Origin of the sequence: Curtobacterium sp. ME26 (assembly GCF_903970945.1) — a bacterium.
Lineage (GTDB): Bacteria > Actinomycetota > Actinomycetes > Actinomycetales > Microbacteriaceae > Curtobacterium > Curtobacterium citri.
This window is the reverse complement of the sequence record NZ_CAJCKG010000027.1, coordinates 19,955-40,978: the sequence shown is the minus strand read 5'-3', so window position 1 is coordinate 40,978 and position 21,024 is coordinate 19,955. Positions and strand designations below refer to the sequence as shown.

General features: G+C 73.2%; 20 protein-coding genes and 1 tRNA gene. 12 read left to right on the top strand and 9 right to left on the bottom strand.

The annotated features are described in order from the left end of the window. The first annotated feature begins 381 nt into the window (after nt 1-381). Together H7A69_RS11645 and H7A69_RS11640 are read left to right on the top strand one after the other, a co-directional pair. Nucleotides 382-455: transfer RNA gene (locus H7A69_RS11645), tRNA-Leu, on the top strand. A gap of 135 nt (nt 456-590) precedes the next feature. Next, nucleotides 591-1,934, top strand: a complete 1,344-nt coding sequence (locus tag H7A69_RS11640; protein WP_182047157.1) for a threonine/serine exporter family protein — start codon at nt 591-593, stop codon at nt 1,932-1,934. Nucleotides 1,935-1,991: 57 nt separating this feature from the next. Here H7A69_RS11640 and H7A69_RS11635 read toward each other — a convergent pair whose 3' ends face one another. Beyond that, on the bottom strand, nt 1,992-4,319 hold the full coding sequence (locus H7A69_RS11635; protein ID WP_182047156.1) for a hypothetical protein: 2,328 nt from the start codon (nt 4,317-4,319) through the stop codon (nt 1,992-1,994). A gap of 245 nt (nt 4,320-4,564) precedes the next feature. On the opposite strand from H7A69_RS11635, the gene H7A69_RS11630 reads away from it, so the two are divergent. Together H7A69_RS11630 and H7A69_RS11625 are read left to right on the top strand one after the other, a co-directional pair. Then, entirely contained in the window at nt 4,565-5,146 is a 582-nt protein-coding gene (locus H7A69_RS11630) for a LemA family protein (protein WP_069711703.1), read from the top strand. 23 nt (nt 5,147-5,169) lie between these two features. Beyond that, the gene (locus H7A69_RS11625; protein WP_182047155.1) at nt 5,170-6,066 is read left to right on the top strand and encodes a M48 family metallopeptidase; all 897 of its coding nucleotides are present in this window, start codon (nt 5,170-5,172) and stop codon (nt 6,064-6,066) included. A gap of 144 nt (nt 6,067-6,210) precedes the next feature. Here H7A69_RS11625 and H7A69_RS11620 read toward each other — a convergent pair whose 3' ends face one another. Then, on the bottom strand, nt 6,211-7,476 hold the full coding sequence (locus H7A69_RS11620; RefSeq protein ID WP_182047154.1) for a winged helix-turn-helix domain-containing protein: 1,266 nt from the start codon (nt 7,474-7,476) through the stop codon (nt 6,211-6,213). Nucleotides 7,477-7,568: 92 nt separating this feature from the next. Here H7A69_RS11620 and H7A69_RS11615 point away from each other — a divergent pair, with 92 nt between their 5' ends. From H7A69_RS11615 to H7A69_RS11605, 3 genes are all read left to right on the top strand, one after another. Further along, entirely contained in the window at nt 7,569-8,876 is a 1,308-nt protein-coding gene (locus tag H7A69_RS11615) for an AI-2E family transporter (RefSeq protein ID WP_259346196.1), read from the top strand. Between the two features lie 37 nt (nt 8,877-8,913). After that, on the top strand, nt 8,914-10,182 hold the full coding sequence (gene ilvA / locus H7A69_RS11610; protein ID WP_182047161.1) for a threonine ammonia-lyase: 1,269 nt from the start codon (nt 8,914-8,916) through the stop codon (nt 10,180-10,182). A gap of 103 nt (nt 10,183-10,285) precedes the next feature. Beyond that, entirely contained in the window at nt 10,286-10,777 is a 492-nt protein-coding gene (locus H7A69_RS11605; RefSeq protein ID WP_182047153.1) for a hypothetical protein, read from the top strand. A gap of 80 nt (nt 10,778-10,857) precedes the next feature. On the opposite strand, the gene greA is transcribed toward H7A69_RS11605, so the two are convergent. Then, a complete protein-coding gene (greA, locus tag H7A69_RS11600; RefSeq protein ID WP_069711699.1) occupies nt 10,858-11,346 on the bottom strand; it encodes a transcription elongation factor GreA in 489 nt (162 codons plus the stop codon). A 68-nt stretch (nt 11,347-11,414) separates the two neighbouring features. After that, nucleotides 11,415-11,909, bottom strand: a complete 495-nt coding sequence (locus tag H7A69_RS11595) for a DUF4307 domain-containing protein (RefSeq protein WP_182047152.1) — start codon at nt 11,907-11,909, stop codon at nt 11,415-11,417. 77 nt (nt 11,910-11,986) lie between these two features. Here H7A69_RS11595 and mca point away from each other — a divergent pair, with 77 nt between their 5' ends. Both mca and H7A69_RS11585 read left to right on the top strand, forming a co-directional pair. Further along, the gene (gene mca / locus H7A69_RS11590) at nt 11,987-12,877 is read left to right on the top strand and encodes a mycothiol conjugate amidase Mca (RefSeq protein ID WP_182047160.1); all 891 of its coding nucleotides are present in this window, start codon (nt 11,987-11,989) and stop codon (nt 12,875-12,877) included. Continuing rightward, a complete protein-coding gene (locus H7A69_RS11585) occupies nt 12,874-13,173 on the top strand; it encodes a hypothetical protein (RefSeq protein ID WP_182047151.1) in 300 nt (99 codons plus the stop codon). Before mca ends, H7A69_RS11585 begins: the two co-directional genes overlap by 4 nt. Before the next feature lie 110 nt (nt 13,174-13,283). On the opposite strand, the gene trhA is transcribed toward H7A69_RS11585, so the two are convergent. Then, the gene (gene trhA / locus H7A69_RS11580) at nt 13,284-13,979 is read right to left on the bottom strand and encodes a PAQR family membrane homeostasis protein TrhA (protein ID WP_220456235.1); all 696 of its coding nucleotides are present in this window, start codon (nt 13,977-13,979) and stop codon (nt 13,284-13,286) included. Between the two features lie 95 nt (nt 13,980-14,074). Here trhA and H7A69_RS11575 point away from each other — a divergent pair, with 95 nt between their 5' ends. The 3 genes from H7A69_RS11575 to H7A69_RS11565 all read left to right on the top strand — a co-directional run bounded on the left by H7A69_RS11575 (nt 14,075) and on the right by H7A69_RS11565 (nt 17,666). Beyond that, nucleotides 14,075-14,860: an isoprenyl transferase gene (locus H7A69_RS11575; RefSeq protein ID WP_259346194.1), complete on the top strand. Its 786-nt coding sequence runs from the start codon at nt 14,075-14,077 to the stop codon at nt 14,858-14,860. A gap of 101 nt (nt 14,861-14,961) precedes the next feature. Further along, on the top strand, nt 14,962-16,071 hold the full coding sequence (locus H7A69_RS11570; protein ID WP_182047149.1) for an aminotransferase class V-fold PLP-dependent enzyme: 1,110 nt from the start codon (nt 14,962-14,964) through the stop codon (nt 16,069-16,071). Between the two features lie 239 nt (nt 16,072-16,310). Further along, nucleotides 16,311-17,666 carry a PhoH family protein gene (locus tag H7A69_RS11565; protein WP_259346193.1) on the top strand — a complete coding sequence of 452 codons (1,356 nt, stop codon included), beginning with the start codon at nt 16,311-16,313 and terminating at the stop codon, nt 17,664-17,666. A gap of 187 nt (nt 17,667-17,853) precedes the next feature. Here H7A69_RS11565 and H7A69_RS11560 read toward each other — a convergent pair whose 3' ends face one another. The 4 genes from H7A69_RS11560 to H7A69_RS11545 all read right to left on the bottom strand — a co-directional run bounded on the left by H7A69_RS11560 (nt 17,854) and on the right by H7A69_RS11545 (nt 20,961). Next, nucleotides 17,854-19,266: a class II fumarate hydratase gene (locus H7A69_RS11560; RefSeq protein WP_182047147.1), complete on the bottom strand. Its 1,413-nt coding sequence runs from the start codon at nt 19,264-19,266 to the stop codon at nt 17,854-17,856. Nucleotides 19,267-19,390: 124 nt separating this feature from the next. After that, entirely contained in the window at nt 19,391-20,005 is a 615-nt protein-coding gene (locus H7A69_RS11555; RefSeq protein WP_069711694.1) for a carbonic anhydrase, read from the bottom strand. A 45-nt stretch (nt 20,006-20,050) separates the two neighbouring features. After that, nucleotides 20,051-20,692 (bottom strand): DUF4245 domain-containing protein, encoded by a 642-nt coding sequence (locus H7A69_RS11550; protein ID WP_182047146.1) that lies wholly within the window; start codon nt 20,690-20,692, stop codon nt 20,051-20,053. Continuing rightward, nucleotides 20,689-20,961 carry an exodeoxyribonuclease VII small subunit gene (locus H7A69_RS11545; protein ID WP_069711692.1) on the bottom strand — a complete coding sequence of 91 codons (273 nt, stop codon included), beginning with the start codon at nt 20,959-20,961 and terminating at the stop codon, nt 20,689-20,691. Before H7A69_RS11545 ends, H7A69_RS11550 begins: the two co-directional genes overlap by 4 nt. Nucleotides 20,962-21,024 lie beyond the last annotated feature (63 nt).

Below are 21,024 nucleotides of genomic sequence, written 5' to 3'. Positions count from 1 at the left end.
GATTGATCTCGGATCCTGCAAAGTCAGGCGCGCCGGAATCCGCTTTGTTCTTTTTTGTTAAGAGCAGAGCCCGCTGAAGTGATTCATGCGGGGTGAGGGGGGGTTTGGTCTGCGCTTCCTGATTTCGTCGCGGGTCTGGCCAAAGGCCCGCCGTCGAGGCGCCGGCGCCCGCCGCTGCCCAGGCTCCGGCCGAGGGCCAGCCGGCCGACGCCGCCGGCCCCGCCTACGCCACCCCGGCGGAGGACGTCTCGAAGGACGCCGCACCGGTCGCGGCCCCGGCGAACGCCGAGTAGGACCCGGCAGCACCACACAGCCGACACGACGGCCGTCGCCCCCGCGTGGGGCGGCGGCCGTCGTCGCGTCGGTAGGCTGTTGCGGCCCGCCCCCGTGGCCCAACCGGTAGAGGCACGCGACTTAAAATCGCCGAGTTGTGGGTTCGAGTCCCACCGGGGGTACCTGCGAGACTCGTGTCCGCGGACGCTTTCGCGGTCCGAGTCCCGCGAACGTGTCCGCGGAGCCGAGCCTCGCGAAAGCGGCACGGGGGCCACCGCGGGAGCGGACCACTCCGGCGAGCACCTACGATCGTCCTCGTGGTCGGACTCGGTAGCGCCCTCGCGAACCTGCGCAACGCGCTCAACCGTCCCGAGGCGCACGTCGAGGTCGTCGACGGCGAGACGGTCCCCGTCGGCATGCTGCTCGGCACCCTCGGCGCCCTGCTGCTCGACGCCGGCAGCTCCGTCACCGACGTGCGGTCCGCGCTCGAGAAGGCCCGCGACGCCGCCGGGGTCGGCCCCACGCTCGCCGTCGGCGTGCTCCCCGCGCTCGTCATGGTGAGCGAGGTCGCGACCGGGTCCGCGACGATCGTGAACGCCGAGGGCGTCGAACTCTCGTCGCGCCAGGCGGCCCGCGCGAACCGCTTGGTGCTCGGCCTGGAGCGCGGGTCGATCGCCCTCGCCGAGATCCCGGCGCGCGTCCGGGCGATCCGCGCCGGCACCGTGCCGCCGCCGGCCCCGCCGTGGATCACCGGGAACGCCCTGACCTCGGTCGGACTCGCCGTCGTCTTCCGCTGCCCGTGGTGGGCGATCGTCCTCGCGCTCGTCGTCGGCGCCCTCGTCGGTGTGCTCAGCCTGCTGCTCCGCCGGTTCCGCGAGGCCGTCGCCATCATCCCGTTCCTCGCGGCCTTCATGTCGACGACGGTCGTCGGCCTGGTCGCCGCCGGCACCGGGTTCGACCACGTCCCGCTCTTCGCCGTCTGCGCCCCCGTGGCGGTGTTCGTGCCGGGTGCGCTCATCACGAACGCCCTGCTCGAGCTCACCGCCGCCGACATCGTCACCGGGGCCTCCCGTCTGGTGCAGGGCCTCATCATGCTCGGCTTCATGGCCGCGGGCATCGCCGCCGGCAGCGCGCTGACCGGTCTCCGGGTCGACCCGTCCTCGGCGGCGCTCGTCGGCGAGGTCGCCGGTGTCGGCACACTGCGCGGCGGGTGGGAGGCCGTGCCGTCCTACTGGGTGTCGTGGGTGGCCGTGGTCGGCCTGGCGGTGGGTCTCGGCCTGGTCTTCCGCTCCGGTTGGCGGCTGACGCTCGTGTCCGTCGCGGTGATGGTCAGCGCCTACGCCGTCGTGAGCGGGACGACGCCGCTCTGGGGCAGCGTCGTGGCGACCGGCGCGGCGGCGGCCCTGCTCTTCGTCGCGACGCGGCTCCTCGAACGGCTCGTGCCGGTGGTCCCCGCGACGGTGTCGTTCTTCCCCGCGTTCCTGCTGCTCGTGCCCGGCACCGTCGGGCTGGTCGCCGTGGCCACCTTCGACCCGGTCGCGCTCGGGACACCGCTCGCGACCTTCGTCAGCCTGTGCATCGGCACGAAGATCGGCGGGCTGCTGCCGGGCCTGTTCCGACGGGGCGTGCCGCACCGGACGCAGGCGCACGCCGCCGGGTGACCACCTGACGGACGGGAGGCGCGTGGGGACCCCGACACGCGCCTCCCGTCCGTGTGGTCAGTGGCGGGAGGTCGTCGGCCGGCCCCGGCTGAGCCAGGCCCAGCAGAGTGCGCCCCCTGCCGCGCAGAGCGCGGCGGCCACGGCGACCTCCGTCGGCGAGGGCGCGACGGGGGCGGGACCGGCGACGACCGCGGCGAGGGCGACCGCGGCCACCGTCAGGCCGACGTAGCGGGCGCGGGCGCCCGCTACGAGGACGGCGCCCGCCGAACGCGGTACCGGGAGCAGGGTGGCGACGAGCGCGCCGACGGCACCGACGCAGAGGGTGGTCGCGAACTCCGCGACGAGGGCCGACCAGAACCCCGAGCCGGACGGCACCGAGTGCAGTGCCCAGCCGAGCGCCGCGACCACGAGCAGGCCGACCGACCGGGCCGTGGCGACCCGGACGCCGGACGCGAGGGTCGACCCGAGGCGGAGCGCGCCCGTGTCCGCTCCCGGTCGGCCGACGGGGACGAGGACCGCCCCGACCACGAGGGCGGGGGAGAGGTCACCGAGCCGGGTCACGCCGCACGCGACCAGGGCCGCGACGACGAGCCACGGCGAGACCCGGAAGCCGACCGACGCCCGGTCGGCACCCGCCGCCCACCGTGTGGCGAGCACGACGACCGCCGTCGTGACCGCCGCGCCCAGGAGGACGGCGACCGCCAGGCGGACGTACCGGGCCTCGAACGAGGCGCCGACCGCGAGGAGCGTCGACACCCCGACGACGCCGACCCCGATCGCGACGGCGGCCCAGGTGGGCAGCACGTCGTCGCCGAGCCGTCGCTCGGCGCGGGACCGGTTGCGCCCGAGGAGTCCGGTGAACGGGTTGCGGAGCCGACCGCGCACGGACGCCCCGACGAGGGCGAGCGGCGCGGCGACGAGGAGGAGGAAGGCCGCGGCGACGCCGGTGGCGAGGAGGACGGTGCCCCACGAGAAGGACGCCTGGATCGTGGGGACGCCGCGGTCGTACGCCGTCGAGGCCGTCCAGTCGCCCGCGGGTCCGGACCAGTCGGGGGCACCGCGCTGGCCGTCGCCCGTGGTGCCGCCGGTCGTGCCGCCGCCCGTGGTGCCGCCGCCGTGCGCGCTCCCGCCGCCGGTGCCGGTGCCGCTCGCTCCGGCCCCGGGGGTGGCGCCCGCGCTGCCGTCGGTGCCGCCGGGTCCGGCGCCCGGGGTCGTCCCGGAGGCCGACGGGCTCGGGACCCCGCTGCCGCCGCCGCCGGGAGTGGCGGACGGTCCGTCCGTCGGCTGGGCGCTCCGCCCGGGCAGCAGGACGCGGACACCGGTCGAGGACCGCGAGGCGTTGCCCGCAGCGTCCTGCTGGACGGCGGTCACGGTGTGCATGCCCGCGGCCACGGTCGACCCGGTGGTCGTGCAGGCCCAGCGGCCGTCCGGGCCGACGTCGCTCCGGCACACCGGTGCCCGGTCGAGGTAGGCGGTGAGCACCGCGCCCGCCTCGCCGGTGCCCCGCACGACGAAGGGCTGCGACGGCACCCGTTCGCCCGTTCCCGGTGCGGTGACGACCGGAGCAGCCGGGGCCGTGCGGTCGAGCAGGACGGTCCGGGGTGCCGACGCCGCACTGCGGAGGTCCGAGCGGAACCCGTCGGCCGTGCTGGCCGTCTGCACCGCGGACACCGTGTGCCGGCCGTCGCGACCCGTGATCGCGACCGTCCACCGACCGTCCGGGCCGACCGTCGTCGTGCGGTCGCCGGCGCTCCCCGCCACCGACACCGAGACCGAGGCGCCCGGGAAGCCGGTGCCGGAGACCGGCCCGATCGTCGGACGGTCCGTCGTGACCGACGGTGGCACGACGACGTCCGAGGCGGGAGCGCTCGACGAGCCGAGTGCCGGGTCGCTGCCGTCCGTCACGGTGAAGACCTGCTGCGGACCGGAGCGGACGGTCGCGATGCACGACCACGCGCCGGAGGCCGGCACGGTCGCGGTGCACCCGGTCGATCCGGTCGCCGCCGGCCCGGCGACGCGGACGCGGTGGCCGGGGGTCCCGCGACCGTGCAGGCGCACGGTCGCGGTCGTGACGTCGCCGGGGTCGGCGATGGTCGGTCGGACGGCGGGACGGTCGGAGGGCAGGGGCGTCGGGGTCCCCGTGCCGGGCGGCAGGGTGCCGAACTGCGGGAACGTCGTCGGCGACGGGACCGGCGTGGTCGTCGCGGCGGCAGCGGACGCGCTCGGCGCGCCGAGCAGGACGGTGAGGACCACGGGCAGCACGGCGGCCAGGGCCGCGGCCAGGGCACCGGCACCGCGGACCGACCGACGCGTCGACGTCCGGGGTCGCCGGACGCGGCCGTCCGCGACGGCCCCCTCGTCCACGTTGTCCCCGAGCGTGTTCACCGGCTCCATCCCACGCGATCTCGCCGCGATGGTCAATCCACCACACGGATGATGTGTCCGCAGACCGACGTGGCCGGGCGGCGACCGGACGAGCGGTGGGCATCACTCGGGAATCACCCGTGAACCCCCGCCCACGGCAGGGACGACCCGGTCGGCCTCGGTAGGATCGTGCCCGGCCGTCCGACGGCCACGCACCGGCTGCGGTCCTCCCGCGTCGGACCCGACGCGCGAAGGAGAACGCCCCGATGGACACCGGACTCGTCACGACGCTGATCGTCGTCGGAGTGGTGGTGGTCCTGCTCGTCGTGGTCGGGATCTACCTCTGGGTGACCTACAACTCGCTCGTCACGCTGAAGGTGCGCGTGGACGAGGCCTGGAGCGACATCTCGGTGCAGCTCAAGCGCCGTGCCGACCTCATCCCGACGATCGTCGACACGGTCAAGGGGTACGCGACGCACGAGAAGTCCGTCTTCGACGACGTGACGAAGGCCCGGTCCGAGACCCTGACCGCGGGCGACGCCGGGAGCGCGTCCGCCGCCGAGGGGCACATGCAGAAGGCGTTGAAGAGCGTGTTCGCGGTGGCCGAGGGCTACCCGCAGCTGCAGTCCAGCCAGAACTTCCTGCAGCTGCAGTCCGAGCTCGTCGACACCGAGGACAAGATCCAGGCGGCCCGACGCTTCTACAACGGCGGGGTGCGCGAGCTGAACACGAAGATCCGCGTCTTCCCGAACTCGACCTTCGCCAAGAGCAAGGGCTTCACCGAGGCAACGTTCTTCGAGTCCGCCGAACCGGCGGCGATCGCCGAGCCGCCACGCGTGCAGTTCTGACCCCAGCGGCGTCGGGCTGACCCGTGTACAGCGCCATCGCGCGGAACAAGCGCAACACCGTCCTCATCGTCCTGGTGTTCCTGCTCGTGATCGGGGCCCTCGGGTTCCTGGGCGGGTACCTCGCCGGGAACGTCTCGATCGGCGTCGTCGTGCTCGTCGTGGCGATCGGCTACGCGGCGCTGCAGTACTTCACGGCGGCGCGACAGGCGACCGCGATCGCGGGCGGCGTCGAGGTGGACCGGACCACCGAACCACGACTCTGGCGGACCGTGGAGAACCTGGCCATCACGACCGGGACGCCGATGCCGCGGGTCTTCGTGGTCGACGACCCGGCACCGAACGCGTTCGCGACCGGGCGTGACCCGGAGCACGCCATCGTCGCGGCGACCACCGGACTCCTGGCACTGATGGACGACCGGGAGCTCGAGGGCGTCATGGCGCACGAGCTCGGGCACGTGCGGAACCACGACATCCGGGTCTCGACCATGGTGTTCGGGCTGGTGGTCGCCGTCGGGTTCATCGCGGACGTGCTGCTGCGCATCTCGGTGTTCAGCGGGCTGGCCGGACGTGGCCGGAACAACGACTCGGGCAGCAACAACCCCGTGCTCATCGTCGCCGGACTCGTCGCCGTGCTCGTGGCCCCGGTCGCGGCCGCGGCGGTGCAGGCCGCGGTCTCACGCCAGCGCGAGTACCTCGCCGACGCGACGGGTGCGATGACGACCCGGTACCCGGAGGGCCTGGCGAGTGCGCTCGAGAAGCTCGGCGCGTACGGCCGGCCGACCCGGACGCAGAACTCCTCGATGGCGCACCTGTGGATCGCCGATCCGATGCGCCCGGGCGTGATGGATCGGCTCTTCTCGACGCACCCGCCGCTGCCGGACCGGATCACGCGCCTGCGGAACAGCCTCGACCGCTTCTGACCGCGGCCCGGAACGCCCTCGTCCCAGCGAGACGCCCGCGTGACCGCGAGCCGCCGTCGGATGCCGCGGCGTGTCGGTGGGCGGAGGGCGTCCGGCGGACCGGAGGGCGTCTGACGGGGCCGGCCACGGGCCTCCAGGCCGACGTCAGGTGGCGACGTCGTCGGCGTCCGCGTCGGCTGCCGCTGGATCGTCGGCGGCCTCGTGCGGGACCAGCGCGACCCCGAGCGCTCCCGCGACCGCGGCGGCGGCGGTGCCCCGGTCGGTGACCTCGATCCCGTCGAGACCCTGCCACGCGGCCGCCCGTCGCAGCGTGACGGCGAGCCGCTCGGCGTCCAGGTGCTCGCCGGGCTCCTGCCAGGCCGTCCTGACCCGGAGCACGCCACGCTGCCGGTCGCTCTTCAGGTCGAGCCGTCCGGTCAGCCGGTCGTCCTGGAGCACGGGCAGCACGTAGTAGCCGAAGACCCGCTTCGGAGCCGGCGTGTAGATCTCGATCCGGTAGTGGAAGCCGAACATGCGTTCCGCGCGACGACGGAACCAGACGACGGGGTCGAACGGGCTGAGCACCGCGTCGGCGGTGACGTGGCGCGGGACCCGCGCACCGGCGTGCAGCCACGCCGGCTCGCGCCAGCCCTCGACGCGGACCGGCAACAGCTCGCCGCGGTCGACGAGCTCGGTGATCGCGGCGGCGGTGTCGTCCGACCGGAGCCGGAAGTGGTCGGCGAGGTCGGCGCGGGTGCCCACGCCGATCGCCCGCGTGGCGCGGCGCACGAGTTCGGTGATCGCGGTGTGGCGGTGGGGAGCGGTCTCGAGCGCACCGACCGGCAGCACCTGGTCGGGCAGGGCGTACACGCGCTCGAAGCCCGAGCGGCCGGCGCTGACGACCTCGCCCCAGCGGAACATCTGCTCCAGCCCGGTCTTGACGTCGCTCCACCCCCACCAGGGACCGCGTCGGACGTTCGCCTCGTGCTCGACGGCGCTCGCGGGCATCGGCCCCTCGGCGGCGAGCAGGGCCCGGAGCTCGCGCCGGACGCCGGCCGTGCGCTCGACCCCGGCGACCCGGTTCGGCCGTGCGTCCCGCTCGCGGTACGCGTCCATGCGCCAGCGGAAGAGCGGCAGGTCGGTCCGCGCGACGAACGCGGCCTCGTGCGCCCAGTACTCGGCGTACGGGCCGCGGCGGGTCAGGGTCAACCGGTCGAGGACGGCGCGGTCGTAGCCGCCGAGCCGCGCGAACAGGGGCAGGTAGTGGCTCCGCTCGAACACGTTGACGGAGTCGATCTGCAGCAGGCCGAGGCGTCCGATCGTGCTCGTCAGCGTCCTGGTGGCGACGGTGTCGGCGGGCGCGGCCCCGAACCCCTGCGCGGCCAGCGTGACACGGCGGGCCTCGGCGGCGGAGAGCGTGGACCTGACCATGGGACCGACGCTACCGATGCCTGCCGACACGCTGCACGCGGGCGGGCGCGGCGCCAGGTACGCGGCCAGGACCCCGTGGATACAGTGGCGGAATGGCATGGGGCAGGAAGCGGACGCAGGCGCCGACACGGACGGAGTCGCAGCCGCCGACGCAGCCGCCGACGCATCCCGATCCGGTGGTCGAGGACTCGGTCCCCACGGGCATGCGGATCGCGGGGGCGTGGTCGTGGCGCGTGCTCGTCGTCGTCGGCGTCATCGCGGTCTTCATCAGGCTGATGACGGTGTTCAGCCAGATCCTCATCCCGTTCCTCCTCGGCATCGTCGTGTCCGCGCTGCTGGTCCCGATCTCGAACTGGCTGCAGCGGCACCACGTGCCGAAGTGGTTGGCGGTCGTCATCAGCCTGCTCGGCGGGCTCGCGGCGCTCGGCGGCCTGATCTGGCTCGTCATCGACCAGATCATCGCGTCCTACCCCTCGCTGCGTGACCGGACGGTGGAGCAGTACGCGAACATCCGCGACCTCGTGCTCAACTCCGGCCTCGGGATCACCCAGGGCGACGTCAACGGGTGGTTGAACGACGGCACGAGGTGGGTGCAGGAGAACTCCGGGCAGATCCTCTCCGGCGTCGCGAGTGCCGGCTCGAGTGCGACGCACGTCTTCGAGGCGCTCTTCATCATCCTGTTCACCACGATCTTCCTGCTCGTCGACGGCAAGAACGTCTGGCGCTGGACGGTCCGGCTGTTCCCGCGCAAGGCCCGGGCCGCGGTCGACGGCGCCGGGGTCGCGGGCTGGATCACGCTCACGAGCTTCATCCGCGTGCAGATCTTCGTGGCGTTCGTCGACGCGGTCGGCATCGGCCTCGGCGCGTACATCGTCGGCCTGTTCTTCGGCGGGATGCCGCTCGTGATCCCGATCGCCGCGTTCGTGTTCCTCGGTGCGTTCATCCCGGTCGTCGGCGCCATCGTCACCGGGTTCCTCGCGGTGTTCGTCGCCCTCATCTTCAACGGTCCGCTCGCCGCGGTGCTCGTCCTCGGTGTCGTCCTGCTCGTGCAGCAGATCGAGGGGCACATCCTGCAGCCGCTCGTGATGGGCAACGCGGTCAAGGTGCACCCGCTCGCGGTGGTGCTCGGCGTGACCGCGGCGTCGGGCCTGGCGGGGATCGCCGGCGCGTTCTTCGCCGTGCCGCTCATCGCGACGCTGAACGCGATGGTCACCACGATCGCGAGCGGGCGGTGGCGCGGGCTCGACTCCGACCACGTGCTCGAGGCGACCCCGAAGCGCGGGCAGCACGGCCGCATCCAGCTCATGCGCCGACGTCGGCACCAGGTCGGCGACGACGTGCCGCCGCCCGGTGCGGACCGGCAGCCGACGGCTGCTGAGGGAACCGCCAGCACGAACTGACGTCACGGGTTCGCCGTGACGGCTGCGAGCGACGATGATGGGTGGCGTGACCGACACCTCCGTGCCCCAGCAGCAGACCGTGGCGTTCCCGACGTTCGCGGACATCGAGGCGGCGCGGGAGACGATCGCGGGGGTGGCGCGGGTCACGCCGATGGAGACGTCGCAGTTCCTCGGCGAGCTGCTCGGCTCGCCGGTGCACCTGAAGTGCGAGAACCTGCAGCGCACCGGCGCCTACAAGGTCCGCGGGGCCTACAACCGCCTGGCGGCGTTGAGCCCGGAGCAGCGCGCCGCCGGCGTCGTCGCCGCGAGCGCGGGCAACCACGCGCAGGGCGTCGCGCTCGCCGCCCGGGAGCTCGGCATCCCCGCCACGATCTTCACGCCGGTGGGCGTCGCCCTGCCGAAGCTGCAGGCCACGCGGCACTACGGCGCGGACGTCGTGCTCCGCGGGCACTCCGTGGAGGAGGCCCTGAGTGCCGCGAAGGACTTCGCCGCCCGCACGGGTGCGGTGTTCATCCCGCCGTTCGACCACCCGGCGGTGATCGCCGGCCAGGGCACGCTCGGTCTCGAGATCGTCGACCAGGTCCCCGACGTCGACACGGTCGTCGTGCCGATCGGCGGCGGCGGGGTCATCGCGGGCATCGCGCTCGCGGTGAAGGGCATCGCCGAGCGCCAGGGCCGCGAGATCCGGGTCGTCGGGGTCCAGGCCGAGAACGCCGCCGCCTACCCGTCGTCGATCCGAGCGGGCCAGCCCGTCACGATCACGACGAAGCCGACGATCTCGGACGGCATCGCGGTCGCCCGCCCCGGCGAGCTGAACTTCCCGATCATCCGCGACCACGTCGACGAGATCGTCACCGTGTCCGACGACGACACCGCCCGGGCGCTCCTGGTGCTCCTCGAGCGGGCGAAGCTCGTCGTCGAGGCGGCCGGAGCCGTCGGTGTCGCGGCCATCATGTCGGGTGCCGTGCGCGACACCGGGCGCACCGTCGTCCTGCTCAGCGGGGGCAACATCGACCCGCTCATGATGGAGCGCGTCATCACCCGCGGTCTCGTCGCCGCCTCGCGCTACATCGGCATCCGCATCATGCTGCCGGACCGCCCGGGGCAGCTCGCCCGCGTCGCCCAGGTGATCTCGGACGCCGGTGCGAACGTCGTCGAGGTGCTCCACACCCGGCACGGGCAGGGGCTCGTCATCAACGAGGTCGCCCTCGACCTGTCGATCGAGGCCCGCGGCCCGGAGCACGCGCAGGAGGTCATCCAGCGCCTGCACGAGGTCGGCTTCCGCCCGGAGCTGCTCGAGCACTGACGGCACGGCCGGCCCGTCAGCGCTCCGCACGGAGCGCGCGTCCGACCGTCAGGGTTCCGTTCGCGGCGGGGCCGCCGGCCGGGAGGCGCGTGATGCTCCCGTCATGACCCTCACGTCGATCCTGCCGTCACTCCGCGCCTCGCTGCCCGACCCCCTCGACCCGACGCTCTGGCCCGCGCGCACCGAGGCCACGATCGACGACGTCCGCGTCCGCGCCGTGTCGATGCAGCGCCTGGCCGCCGTCGCCGGGACACCGTGCGTGCACACCGCCGAGCAGGCGCCGCCGCGGTACCGCCCGCGCGACTGGGTGCCAGCGGACGTCTGCGTGACCGTCGCCACCGTCACGCGGGTGCGTCGACCGTGGGGCGTGCTCTTCGTCGAGCTCGACGCCGTGGTCCCGGACTGCGCCGTCCTCGACGAGGCGCGGTTGATCGGCCGGCGGTCGGTCGCACCCTCGGCCGAGGTCACGGTGACGACGAACGCGACGGGCACCGCCGGCCGCGAGGCGCTCCTGCCGGGCGACGTCGCGGTCGGCGACCTCGTGTGCTTCCCGTGCGTGCGGGCGCTCACGCACCGCGAGGTCGTGGCGCGCTGAGGCGCCGCACGACCGGAAGCAGCTCGCGCCACGTGATCACGTGGCGCGAGCTGCTTCCGGTCGTGCGAGGGCGGCGCGCCCTACGGCTCGTAGCGCTCGACCTTCGTGACCTCGACGGCGATCTCCTTGCCGTTCGGGGCCGTGTAGCTCGTCTTGTCGCCCGCGCGGAGCCCGACGATGGCGGCACCGACCGGGCTGACCGGGCTGTAGACGGTCAGGTCCGAGCCCTCGGCGACGATCTCGCGGTTGCCGACGAGGAAGGTGGACTCGTCGCCGGCGATCACGGCGGTCACGACCGTGCCGGGCTCGACGGTGCCGTCGAAGTCCGCCTCGCCGACGGTGGCGTGCTTGAGCAGCTCGGTGAGCTGACGGATGCGGGCCTCGATCTTGCCCTGCTCGTCCTTCGCGGCGTGGTAGCCGCCGTTCTCCTTGAGGTCGCCCTCCTCGCGCGCCGCCTCGATGCGGTCCGCGATCTCCTTGCGGGCGGGGCCGGAGAGCTGCGCGAGCTCGGCCGTCAGACGGTCGTGCGCCTCCTGGGTCAGCCAGGTGACCTGGGTGTCGTTGCTCATGTGGGGTTCCCTTCGACAGAGAACGAGACCGGCCGGTGTGGCCGGTCTCGTCCGCGAATCAGACGAGTCTAGGGAACCCAGCAGTCGTGGATCAAGCCGGTCACGCCGCGAGTCGTCGTGTTCACGTCGGTCGAGATGGTCCGGGTGCGCTGGTCGGACTCCGGGAGCGTCACGACCTTCCACCCCACGATCGAGTACGACTTGTCGAGCACCTGCACGGCGCACTTCGCCTCGGTGCCCGGATCGACCGAGACCTGCGAGTGCACGACCGTCCGGTGGTCGGACACGACGGTGTACCCGACCTCGGTGTTGTCGAGTCCGTGCGAGGTCTGGTCGAGCCCGGCCCAGACCACCCACGCGACGAAGACGAGCACGACGGCGATCGCCGCGAGGACGCCGAACAGCCGGCCGCGCCGGCGTCGGTCGGGCGTCCGGCCGTACCGGTCGTCCAGGGTCGCAGCGGTGGCGGCCGACGACGCGGTGGTCGCGGATCCGGCGGGGTGCAGCGGTTCGGACAGTTGGGGGCTCCCGGGGTGATTATCCTGATCCCCAGGGTAGTTCACGCCTCGCTGTGCGCTGCCCGCATGCACGCGGACGCCGCGTGCGCGCCCCACTCGACTCGCACCCCGTGAGGAACACCGTGCCGTACCGCCTGCTGGCCGTCCACGCCCACCCCGACGACGAGTCGAGCAAGGGAGCCGCGACCGCCGCCCGGTACGTCGACGAGGGGCACCAGGTCCTCGTCGTGTCGTGCACCGGCGGCGAGGCCGGGGACATCCTCAACGAGCAGCTCGGCGAACCGGCGACGAGCCGCGCGCACCGGGACATGGCGGGCTTCCGCCGCGGCGAGATGGCGGCCGCGCAGGCGGCGCTCGGCATCGACCACGTGTGGCTCGGCTACCACGACTCGGGCCTGCCCGACGCCGAGCAGGGCGAGACCGTGCGCCCCGGCACGTTCTCGACGGTGCCGCTCGAGTACTCGACCGAGGCCCTCGTCCGCGTCGTCCGCCGGTTCCGTCCGCACGTGCTCGTCACCTACGACGAGAACGGCGGCTACCCGCACCCGGACCACATCCGGACGCACGAGGTCTCGATGGCCGCGTGGCGGGACGCCGCCGACCCGGCGAAGTACCCGGCCGCCGGTGCCCCGTGGTCGGTGTCGAAGCTCTACTACGAGCGCACGATGAACCCCCGCCGCTTCAGCACCATCTACGAGGCGCTGCGGGAGCGCGACCCGGAGAGCCCGGCGCTCGAGCAGCTGCGCGAGTGGGTCGAGCGGTTCGCCGACCGGCCCGATCTCGCGACCACGCACGTCGACGTGCACGAGTACTTCGACGCCCGCGACGCCGCCCTCCGTGCGCACGCGAGCCAGGTACCGCCGGACAGCGCCTTCTTCTACTGGCCGAACGACCTCCTCGCGACGGTGTGGCCCACCGAGGACTACCAGCTCGTCGAGGCACGCGTGCCCACCGAGCTGCCGGAGTCCGACCTGTTCGCGGGGATCCCTGACGACGAGGACACCACCGCGTGAGCACCATCCTGACGGCCATCGCCGCCGCCCCCAGCCCGAGCCCGTCGGTCGTGCCCGACGTCGACGTCACCCCCGGGGTCGCCGGCTTCATCGCCATCGCGGTCGTCGCGGTCGTGACGATCCTGCTGGTCGTCGACATGACCCGTCGCATCCGTCGCACGCGCTACCGCTCGGAGGTCCGGGAGCGGCTCGAGGCGGACGCGGGGTCCGGTGACCGCACGTCGACGGACGAGGCGGCGCGTCGCGCCGCCGAGGACGGCCGGGCCGGCGTCGGCGACGACACCGAACGCGGCTGAGTCCGCACACGACGGACGGGAGGCCCGTGGCGAGCGCGCCACGGGCCTCCCGTCCGTCGTCCGGTCGCGTCAGCCCGCCGGGTCAGCGCCCACGGTCCAGCGCACCGGGATCAGCGCACCGGGTCCAGCGCCACGATGAGCACACCCGCCCACTGGGCGGCGAAGGCCACGACCGTGAGGGCGTGGAAGACCTCGTGGAAGCCGAACACCGTCGGCGCCGGGTCCGGCCGCTTGAAGCCGTAGACGAGCGCGCCGATCACGTAGGCCAGCCCGCCGGAGAGCACGAGCACCGTCATCGGGACGCTCGCGGCGAAGAACTGCGGCAGCAGCCCGAGCGCGGCGCAGCCGAGCACGAGGTAGATCGGCACGTACAGCCAGCGCGGCGCGTTGATCCACAGCACGCGGAACGCGATGCCGAGTGCGGCGCCGGACCACATCACCCACAGCACCACGACCATGAGCGTGTGGGGCAGGGCGCAGATCGCGATCGGCGTGTAGGTGCCGGCGATGAGCAGCAGGATGTTGGTGTGGTCGATCCGCTTGAGGACCTTCTTCACCGCGGGGCCCCACGGGAACCGGTGGTAGGTCGCCGAGACGCCGAACATGAGCAGGGAGGTCGCCATGAAGACCGCGCTGCCGGCCTTCGCGGCACCGCTGTCCGCCAGGCAGATGAGCACGATGCCCATCGCGACGGCGAACGGGAACGTGCCGAGGTGGATCCAGCCGCGCCAGGCCGGCCGGGGTTCGGCGGCGGCCGCCTCCTCGGTGAACGGCACGTGGGGCAGCGTGGCGGTCTCGTCGTGCATGGGCCGACAGTAGGGCCCCTGGCCGAACGGCAGCCGAGCGTCCATGGCCTGCTCGGCTCCAGCGCGGTCCGGGCGCGGTGCACTACAGTCGTGCCGTGACCGGCAGGGTGGGATGGGCAGGGCGCGGCGTCCTCTACCGTGCCTACCAGCGTCGTATCCGCCGGCAGATCGACACCCGCGCGATGCCGAAGCACGTCGCCATGATCGTGGACGGCAACCGTCGCTGGGCGAAGCAGCTCGGCCTCGAGTCGGCGGCGCACGGGCACCGGGCGGGCGCCGCGAAGATCCCCGAGTTCCTCGACTGGTGCGACGACCTCGGCATCGAGGTCGTGACGCTCTACCTGCTGTCCGCCGACAACCTGACCGGGCGCGGCGGCGAGGAGCTCGAGCAGCTCGTCGGCATCATCGCCGACCTGGCCGGCACGCTCGCCGACCACCGGGACTGGCGGGTCCAGCACGTCGGCGCGGACGAGGGGCTGCCCCCCGCCCTCGTGTCCGCACTGACCGCCGCCGAGGCCCGGACCGCCGACCACACCGGGCTGCACGTGAACCTGGCGGTCGGCTACGGCGGCCGCCGCGAGATCGCCGACGCCATGCGGAGCATCGTGCGCGCCCACGGCGAGGGCGGCGGGACGCTCGACGACCTGGCCGAGGTCCTGACGCCCGAGCTCATCGGCGACCACCTGTACACGCAGGGTCAGCCGGACCCCGACCTGGTGATCCGCACCTCGGGGGAGCAGCGGCTGTCGGACTTCATGCTCTGGCAGAGCGCCCACAGCGAGTTCTACTTCGTCGAGGCGTTCTACCCGGACCTGCGCGAGGTCGACTTCCTCCGCGCGGTGCGCGACTTCGGGCTGCGGTCCCGGCGCTTCGGCGGCTGACGGACGCCCCGGCACCGGACTGCGCCGATCGGCTCAGGTTCGCTGCGCCGCAACCATCCCAGTAGACTCACAGGGTTCCCATCTCATGGAAGGTTGCCCCTGTGAACATCGCCGAGTACGTGAGCGGCTTCGCCGAGGAGCCCGGCTACCTCGACCACGCCGCGTTCGGTCCCGTGCAGACCGCCGTGCTCGAGGAGCAGCGGGTCCTCGGGACGATCCAGGAGCGCATGCGCTTCGGCGCCATGGAGACCATGGACGAGCAGGACGCCCGCGTCCGCACGGTCGCCGCACGACTCGTCGGTCGCCGCGAGGACCAGGTGGTCTCGCAGACCGCGACGACGCCCGGGCTGCTGCACACCGCGTTCGGCCTGACCGGCGGGGTGCTCGTCGCCGCGGACGAGTACCCGTCGCTGCCGCTCGCGCTCGCCAGCGCCGCCTCGGCCACCGGCGGCCGGGTGCAGCCGGTCGTGGTGGAGTCCGGCGCCGGGTGGATGACCCCGTCCCTGATCGCGTCCCGCCTGACCGACGACGTCACCGCCGTGGCCGTCTCGCTCGTCGACTGGCAGACCGGGTACCTGGCCGACCTCGCCGCGATCCGTGAGGTGATCGGCGACCGCCTGCTCATCGTCGACGCGATCCAGGGCTTCGGCGTCGTGGACGCTCCCTACGAGGTCGCGGACGTCGTGGCCACCGGCGGCCAGAAGTGGCTGCACGCGGGGTGGGGGACCGGGTTCACCGCGTTCAGCGACCGGGCACTGAACCGGTTGCGTCCGGCGCTGTCCGGTCCGCACGGCACCACCGGCTGGCCGACCGAGGTCCCCTCCGTCAAGCCCGGTGCCGCCGGGTACCAGATGACCCGCATCGATCCCGTGGCGCAGGCGCGGATGGCGGTGTCGCTCGAGCGGCTCGTGTCGGTCGGCGTCGGCGCGGTGCAGGAGCGGGTCGCCGAGCGGGTCGAGCGGGTGTTCGACATCGCCGACGAGTTCGGGCTCGAGGTCGAGTCGAGCCGTGACCCGCGCGAGCGTGCCGGCATCGTGGTGCTCCGACCGGCCCAGGGCCGACTGACGGCGCTGTCCGCGGCGCTGCACAACCACGGGGTCACGGTCACGACGCGCCTCGGGGTCGCCCGCGTGTCCGTGTTCGCGTCCACGACGGACGCGACGCTCGACGTGTTCCGCGACGCCTGCCTGTCCTACGCGACGATGCAGTAGCGCGCGAGCGCGGTGCGCTCCGCGCTGCGCGGCGCTGCCTCCCGCGCCCGTGCCGCCGTTCACGCGACCGTAACCTGCGGCTCAGCGTGTCGCGGAGTCGGTGTCAGGGGCGGGTCGTAGCTTGGCCGCATCGGGCACAGTGCCCGGTCGAAGCGGCCACGGTCGGTGCTTCGGGACCGCTCCACGGCCGCGTTCGAGGACAGTGACCGGGCCGAGCGCGGCCCGGGGATGGAGTGGTCGTGACCTCTCAGAACGTCTCTCGCGAACCCGCCCAGCGGCCCACCGCGGACCCGTCCACACCGGTCGCCCAGCGCACGTACGTGCTCGACACCTCAGTGCTCCTCAGCGATCCGCGGGCCCTGTTCCGGTTCGCGGAACACGCGGTGGTCCTGCCCGTGGTCGTCGTCAGCGAGCTCGAGGCCAAGCGCAACGACCCGGAGATCGGGTACTTCGCACGCCAGGCCCTGCGGTTGCTCGACGACCTGCGCATCGAGCACGAGCGCCTCGACTTCCCCATCGCGCTCGAGGACGGCGGCTCCTTCCGCGTCGAGCTGAACCACTCCGAGCAGTCCGTCCTGCCGTCCGGGCTGCGACTCGGTGACAACGACTCGCGGATCCTGGCGGTCGCGTCGAACCTGTCGAACGACGGGCTCGACGTCGTCGTCGTGTCGAAGGACCTGCCGCTGCGCGTCAAGGCATCGTCGATCGGCATGGCGGCGGAGGAGTACCGCGCCGAGCTCGCGGTCGACTCCGGCTACACGGGCATCACCGACCTGCAGGTGTCGGGCGAGCAGATGTCGGACCTGTACGAGCGCGAGGAGATCCGCTCGTCGCAGCTCGCGGGCGTCCCGGTGAACACCGGTGTCGTCATCCATTCCGAGCGCGGGTCGGCGCTCGGCCGCGTGCACGAGGCCGGCGCCGTGTCGCTCGTCCGCGGCGACCGCGAGGTCTTCGGCCTCCGCGGCCGGTCCGCCGAGCAGCGACTCGCGATCGACGCCCTGCTCGACCCGGAGATCGGCATCGTCTCGCTCGGTGGCTCGGCCGGTACGGGCAAGTCCGCGCTCGCGCTCTGCGCCGGGCTCGAGGCCGTGCTCGAACGGCAGCAGCACAAGAAGATCATGGTCTTCCGGCCGCTCTACGCCGTGGGTGGCCAGGAGCTCGGGTACCTGCCCGGCGACGCCGCCGAGAAGATGAACCCGTGGGCGCAGGCCGTGTTCGACACACTCGGGGCGCTCGTGTCCGACAACGTCCTCGACGAGGTCGTCGAGCGCGGCATGCTCGAGGTCCTGCCGCTGACGCACATCCGCGGGCGGTCGCTGCACGACGCGTTCGTTATCGTCGACGAGGCGCAGTCCCTCGAGCGCAACGTCCTGCTCACGATGCTGTCGCGCATCGGGCAGAACTCGCGCGTGGTGCTGACGCACGACGTGGCGCAGCGGGACAACCTGCGGGTCGGCCGGCACGACGGCATCGCGTCGGTGATCGAGCGGCTCAAGGGGCACCCGCTGTTCGCGCACGTGACGCTGACGCGCTCGGAGCGCTCGGCGATCGCCGCGCTGGTGACCGAGCTGCTCGACTCGCCCGACCTGGTGTAGCGCGGCTCCGCGCGCCGGCACGAGGCTCGGCTGGGCGGACACCTTCGCGGTCGCGCGACCGCGAAGGTGTCCGCTGGCGCGAGCCTCGCGCACTGACGCGACCGGGTGACTGACGCGACCGGGTGACGGACGGGAGGCGCGGTGCCGGCCGGCACCGCGCCTCCCGTCCGTCGGTCGAGGACCCGCGTCAGTTCGGGTGCGTCATGCTCAGCACGTCGAGGGCGCTGTCGAGCTGCTCCTCGGTGACCTCGCCGCGTTCGACGTGGCCGAGGGCGACGACGGCCTCGCGGACGGTGATGCCCTCGGCGACGGCGTACTTCGCCACCTTGGCGGCGGCCTCGTACCCGATCACCCGGTTGAGCGGGGTCACGATCGACGGCGACGACTCGGCGAACGAGCGGGCGCGCTCGAGGTTCGCCTCGAGTCCGTCGATAGTCTTGTCGGCGAGGACGCGCGAGCTGTTCGCGAGCAGGCGGATCGACTCGAGGAGCGCCGTGCCCATCACCGGGATGGCGACGTTCAGCTCGAAGGCGCCCGAGGCCCCGGCCCACGCGACGGTGGCGTCGTTGCCGATGACCCGCGCGGCGACCATGAGGGTGGCCTCGGGGATGACCGGGTTGACCTTGCCGGGCATGATCGACGAGCCGGGCTGCAGGTCGGGGATGTGCAGTTCGCCCAGGCCGGTGTTCGGCCCGGAGCCCATCCACCGCAGGTCGTTGTTGATCTTCGTGAGGCTGACCGCGACGACCCGGAGCGCACCGGACGCCTCGACGAGGGCGTCCCGCGCACCCTGGGCCTCGAAGTGGTCGAGCGCCTCGGTGATCGGCAGGCCGGTGTCCTCCGCGAGCCGCGCGATGACCTGCTGCGGGAAGCCCTTCGGCGTGTTGATGCCGGTGCCGACCGCGGTGCCGCCGAGCGGGACCTCGGCGACGCGGGGGAGCGTCGCCTGCACCCGCTCGACGCCGAGCCGGACCTGGCGGGCGTAGCCGCCGAACTCCTGGCCGAGCGTGACCGGGGTGGCGTCCATCAGGTGGGTGCGGCCGGACTTCACGGCGTCCGCCCAGAGGGTCGCCTTCGCCTCGAGCGACGCGGCGAGGTGCTCGAGCGCGGGGACGAGGGTGCGGATGAGGGCCTCGGTGACGGCGACGTGCACCGACGTGGGGAAGACGTCGTTCGACGACTGCGAGGCGTTGACGTGGTCGTTCGGGTGGACGTCCGTGCCGGCGATGCGGGTCGCGAGCGTCGCCAGGACCTCGTTCATGTTCATGTTCGACGAGGTGCCGCTGCCGGTCTGGTAGACGTCGACCGGGAACTGGTCGTGGTGCTCGCCGCCGATGATCGCGTCCGCGGCCTGCGCGATCGCGTCGGCCACTGCCGGGTCCACGATGCCGAGCGACCCGTTCACCACGGCCGCAGCCCGCTTGATCCGCGCGAGGGCGACGATCTGCGCCGGCTCGAGCCCGCTGCCCGAGATCGGGAAGTTCTCCACCGCGCGCTGCGTCTGCGCGCGGTACAGGGCGTCGACGGGCACCCGGACCTCGCCCATCGTGTCGTGCTCGATGCGGAAGCCGTCGGTCTGGTCGGTCTCGGTGGTGGTCACGTCGTCGTGGTCCTTCCTGTGGTGCACGGTCGGGGCGGTCGCCCCGCTGGCTCGGTGCCCGTCGGGGCGGTCGCCCCGCTGGCTCGGTGCCCGGGGGTGTCCGGGCGCTCGTGGTGGCGACCGGTCAGGCCTGGCCCACCACGGTGTCGATGGTGACCTCGCCCGTGGCCAGGTCGTAGGTCGCCCCGACGACCGCCAACCTACCCTCGGCGATCGCGTCCGAGACGGCGCCGGAGCGCTCGATCACCTGGCGGAGCGTGGCCTCGAGGTGCGCGGCGCCGACCGACTCCTGCGGGAGCTCGGCGTCGGTCGCCCGGACCTGCTCGACGCTGGGCGCGATCGCGTCGACCAGGGCCTGCAGGTGCGGAGCGGGGACGGGCTCACCGGACCGGGCGGCGGCCACGGCGCCGCAGCGCGTGTGCCGGAGCACGACGACGAGCGGGGTGCCGAGGGCGACGACGGCGAACTCGATCGAGCCGAGCACGACGTCGTCGACGATCTGCCCCGCGTTCCGGATGGCGAACAGGTCGCCGATGCCGGCGTCGAACACGTGCTCGAACGGCACGCGGGAGTCGGAGCAGCCGAGCACGGTCGCGAACGGTGCCTGCGACCCGGTGAGCTCGCCGCGGCGGTCCGGGTCGATCCGACCCGTGCGGCGCTTGTCGGAGGCGAAGCGGGCGTTGCCCTCGACGAGCAGGCGGAGGGCGTCGGACGGGGTGGATGCGGCGCGGTCGGGCATGGTCTTCCTCGTGCTCGGGGTCGGTCGGGTCTGCTGCTACTGCTGCTACTGCTGCTGGGCGAACTGCTCGGTCACGGCGCGGGCGACGGTCGTGAAGGATCGGTCGTCGGCGGTGCCGGACAGGACGATCGTGTTGCTGCCGAAGGTGGTCACGAGGGAGTACGCGTGGTTGCCGGCGTCGCGACCCTCGTCGCGGCGGTCGTACACGGTCCACTTCGTGCCGTCGATGGTGCGGTCACCGGTGGCCGGCTTCTGGTCGAGCTGGTTCGACACCCACGACGCGTTGGCCTCGATGCCCTGCTGCAGACCGATGTACTGCCGGTCCGGGGTCACGAGCCCGACCGTCCACACCCGCACCCCGTCGGACGACTTGTCCTGGAAGTCGGCACGGTTCGACGTGAAGCCGTCGGGCAGGTCGGGCGCGGCCAGCGTCACGCCGGGCACGTCCGCACCGGCGGCCACCTGCTGGTAGTCGACCGAGCGGTCCACCGTCTGGTCCGGTCGGACCACGACGAGCACGAGGAACAGCACGATGCCGAGCGACGCGATGAGGGCGATGACAAGGTTGAAAGCGGTCTGGTGCTCGCGGCGCGCACGGCGGGCGGCGTCCTTCCGCGCCCAGGTCTCCTCCGGGGTCTCCGGCCGACCGAGCTCGGCGACGACGGGGCGTCCGTCCTGGTCGGTCACCGGACCGCTCCGTCCTGGTCGCCGGCGGCCTGCGCGCGGTCCGCGTCGGCCGAGGCGGCACGGGCGGCGTCGAGCCGGGCACGCGCGCCGACGAGCCACTCCTCGCACCGGGCGGCGAGCGACTCGCCCCGTTCCCAGAGCGCGAGCGACCGCTCGAGCGTGGCGGACCCCTGCTCGAGCTCGGCGACGACGCGCACGAGTTCGTCGCGCGCGGCCTCGTAGCTCAGCGACTGCACGTCGGACGGCACGGGTTCCTGCTGGGTCGACACCCCTCGATCCTACCGAGCAGCCCCCGACGCGACGTACCGCGGCCCGGGTCCGTGGAGGAGGTG

What these genes read in the sequence shown, in the direction of transcription:
- H7A69_RS11630 (WP_069711703.1), top strand. Translation starts at nt 4,565, where the DNA reads ATGGACACCGGACTCGTCACGACGCTGATCGTCGTCGGAGTGGTGGTG.
- H7A69_RS11620 (WP_182047154.1), bottom strand. Translation starts at nt 7,476, where the DNA reads ATGGTCAGGTCCACGCTCTCCGCCGCCGAGGCCCGCCGTGTCACGCTG.
- H7A69_RS11615 (WP_259346196.1), top strand. Translation starts at nt 7,569, where the DNA reads ATGGCATGGGGCAGGAAGCGGACGCAGGCGCCGACACGGACGGAGTCG.
- ilvA (WP_182047161.1), top strand. Translation starts at nt 8,914, where the DNA reads ATGGGTGGCGTGACCGACACCTCCGTGCCCCAGCAGCAGACCGTGGCG.
- H7A69_RS11605 (WP_182047153.1), top strand. Translation starts at nt 10,286, where the DNA reads ATGACCCTCACGTCGATCCTGCCGTCACTCCGCGCCTCGCTGCCCGAC.
- greA (WP_069711699.1), bottom strand. Translation starts at nt 11,346, where the DNA reads ATGAGCAACGACACCCAGGTCACCTGGCTGACCCAGGAGGCGCACGAC.
- trhA (WP_220456235.1), bottom strand. Translation starts at nt 13,979, where the DNA reads ATGCACGACGAGACCGCCACGCTGCCCCACGTGCCGTTCACCGAGGAG.
- H7A69_RS11555 (WP_069711694.1), bottom strand. Translation starts at nt 20,005, where the DNA reads ATGCCCGACCGCGCCGCATCCACCCCGTCCGACGCCCTCCGCCTGCTC.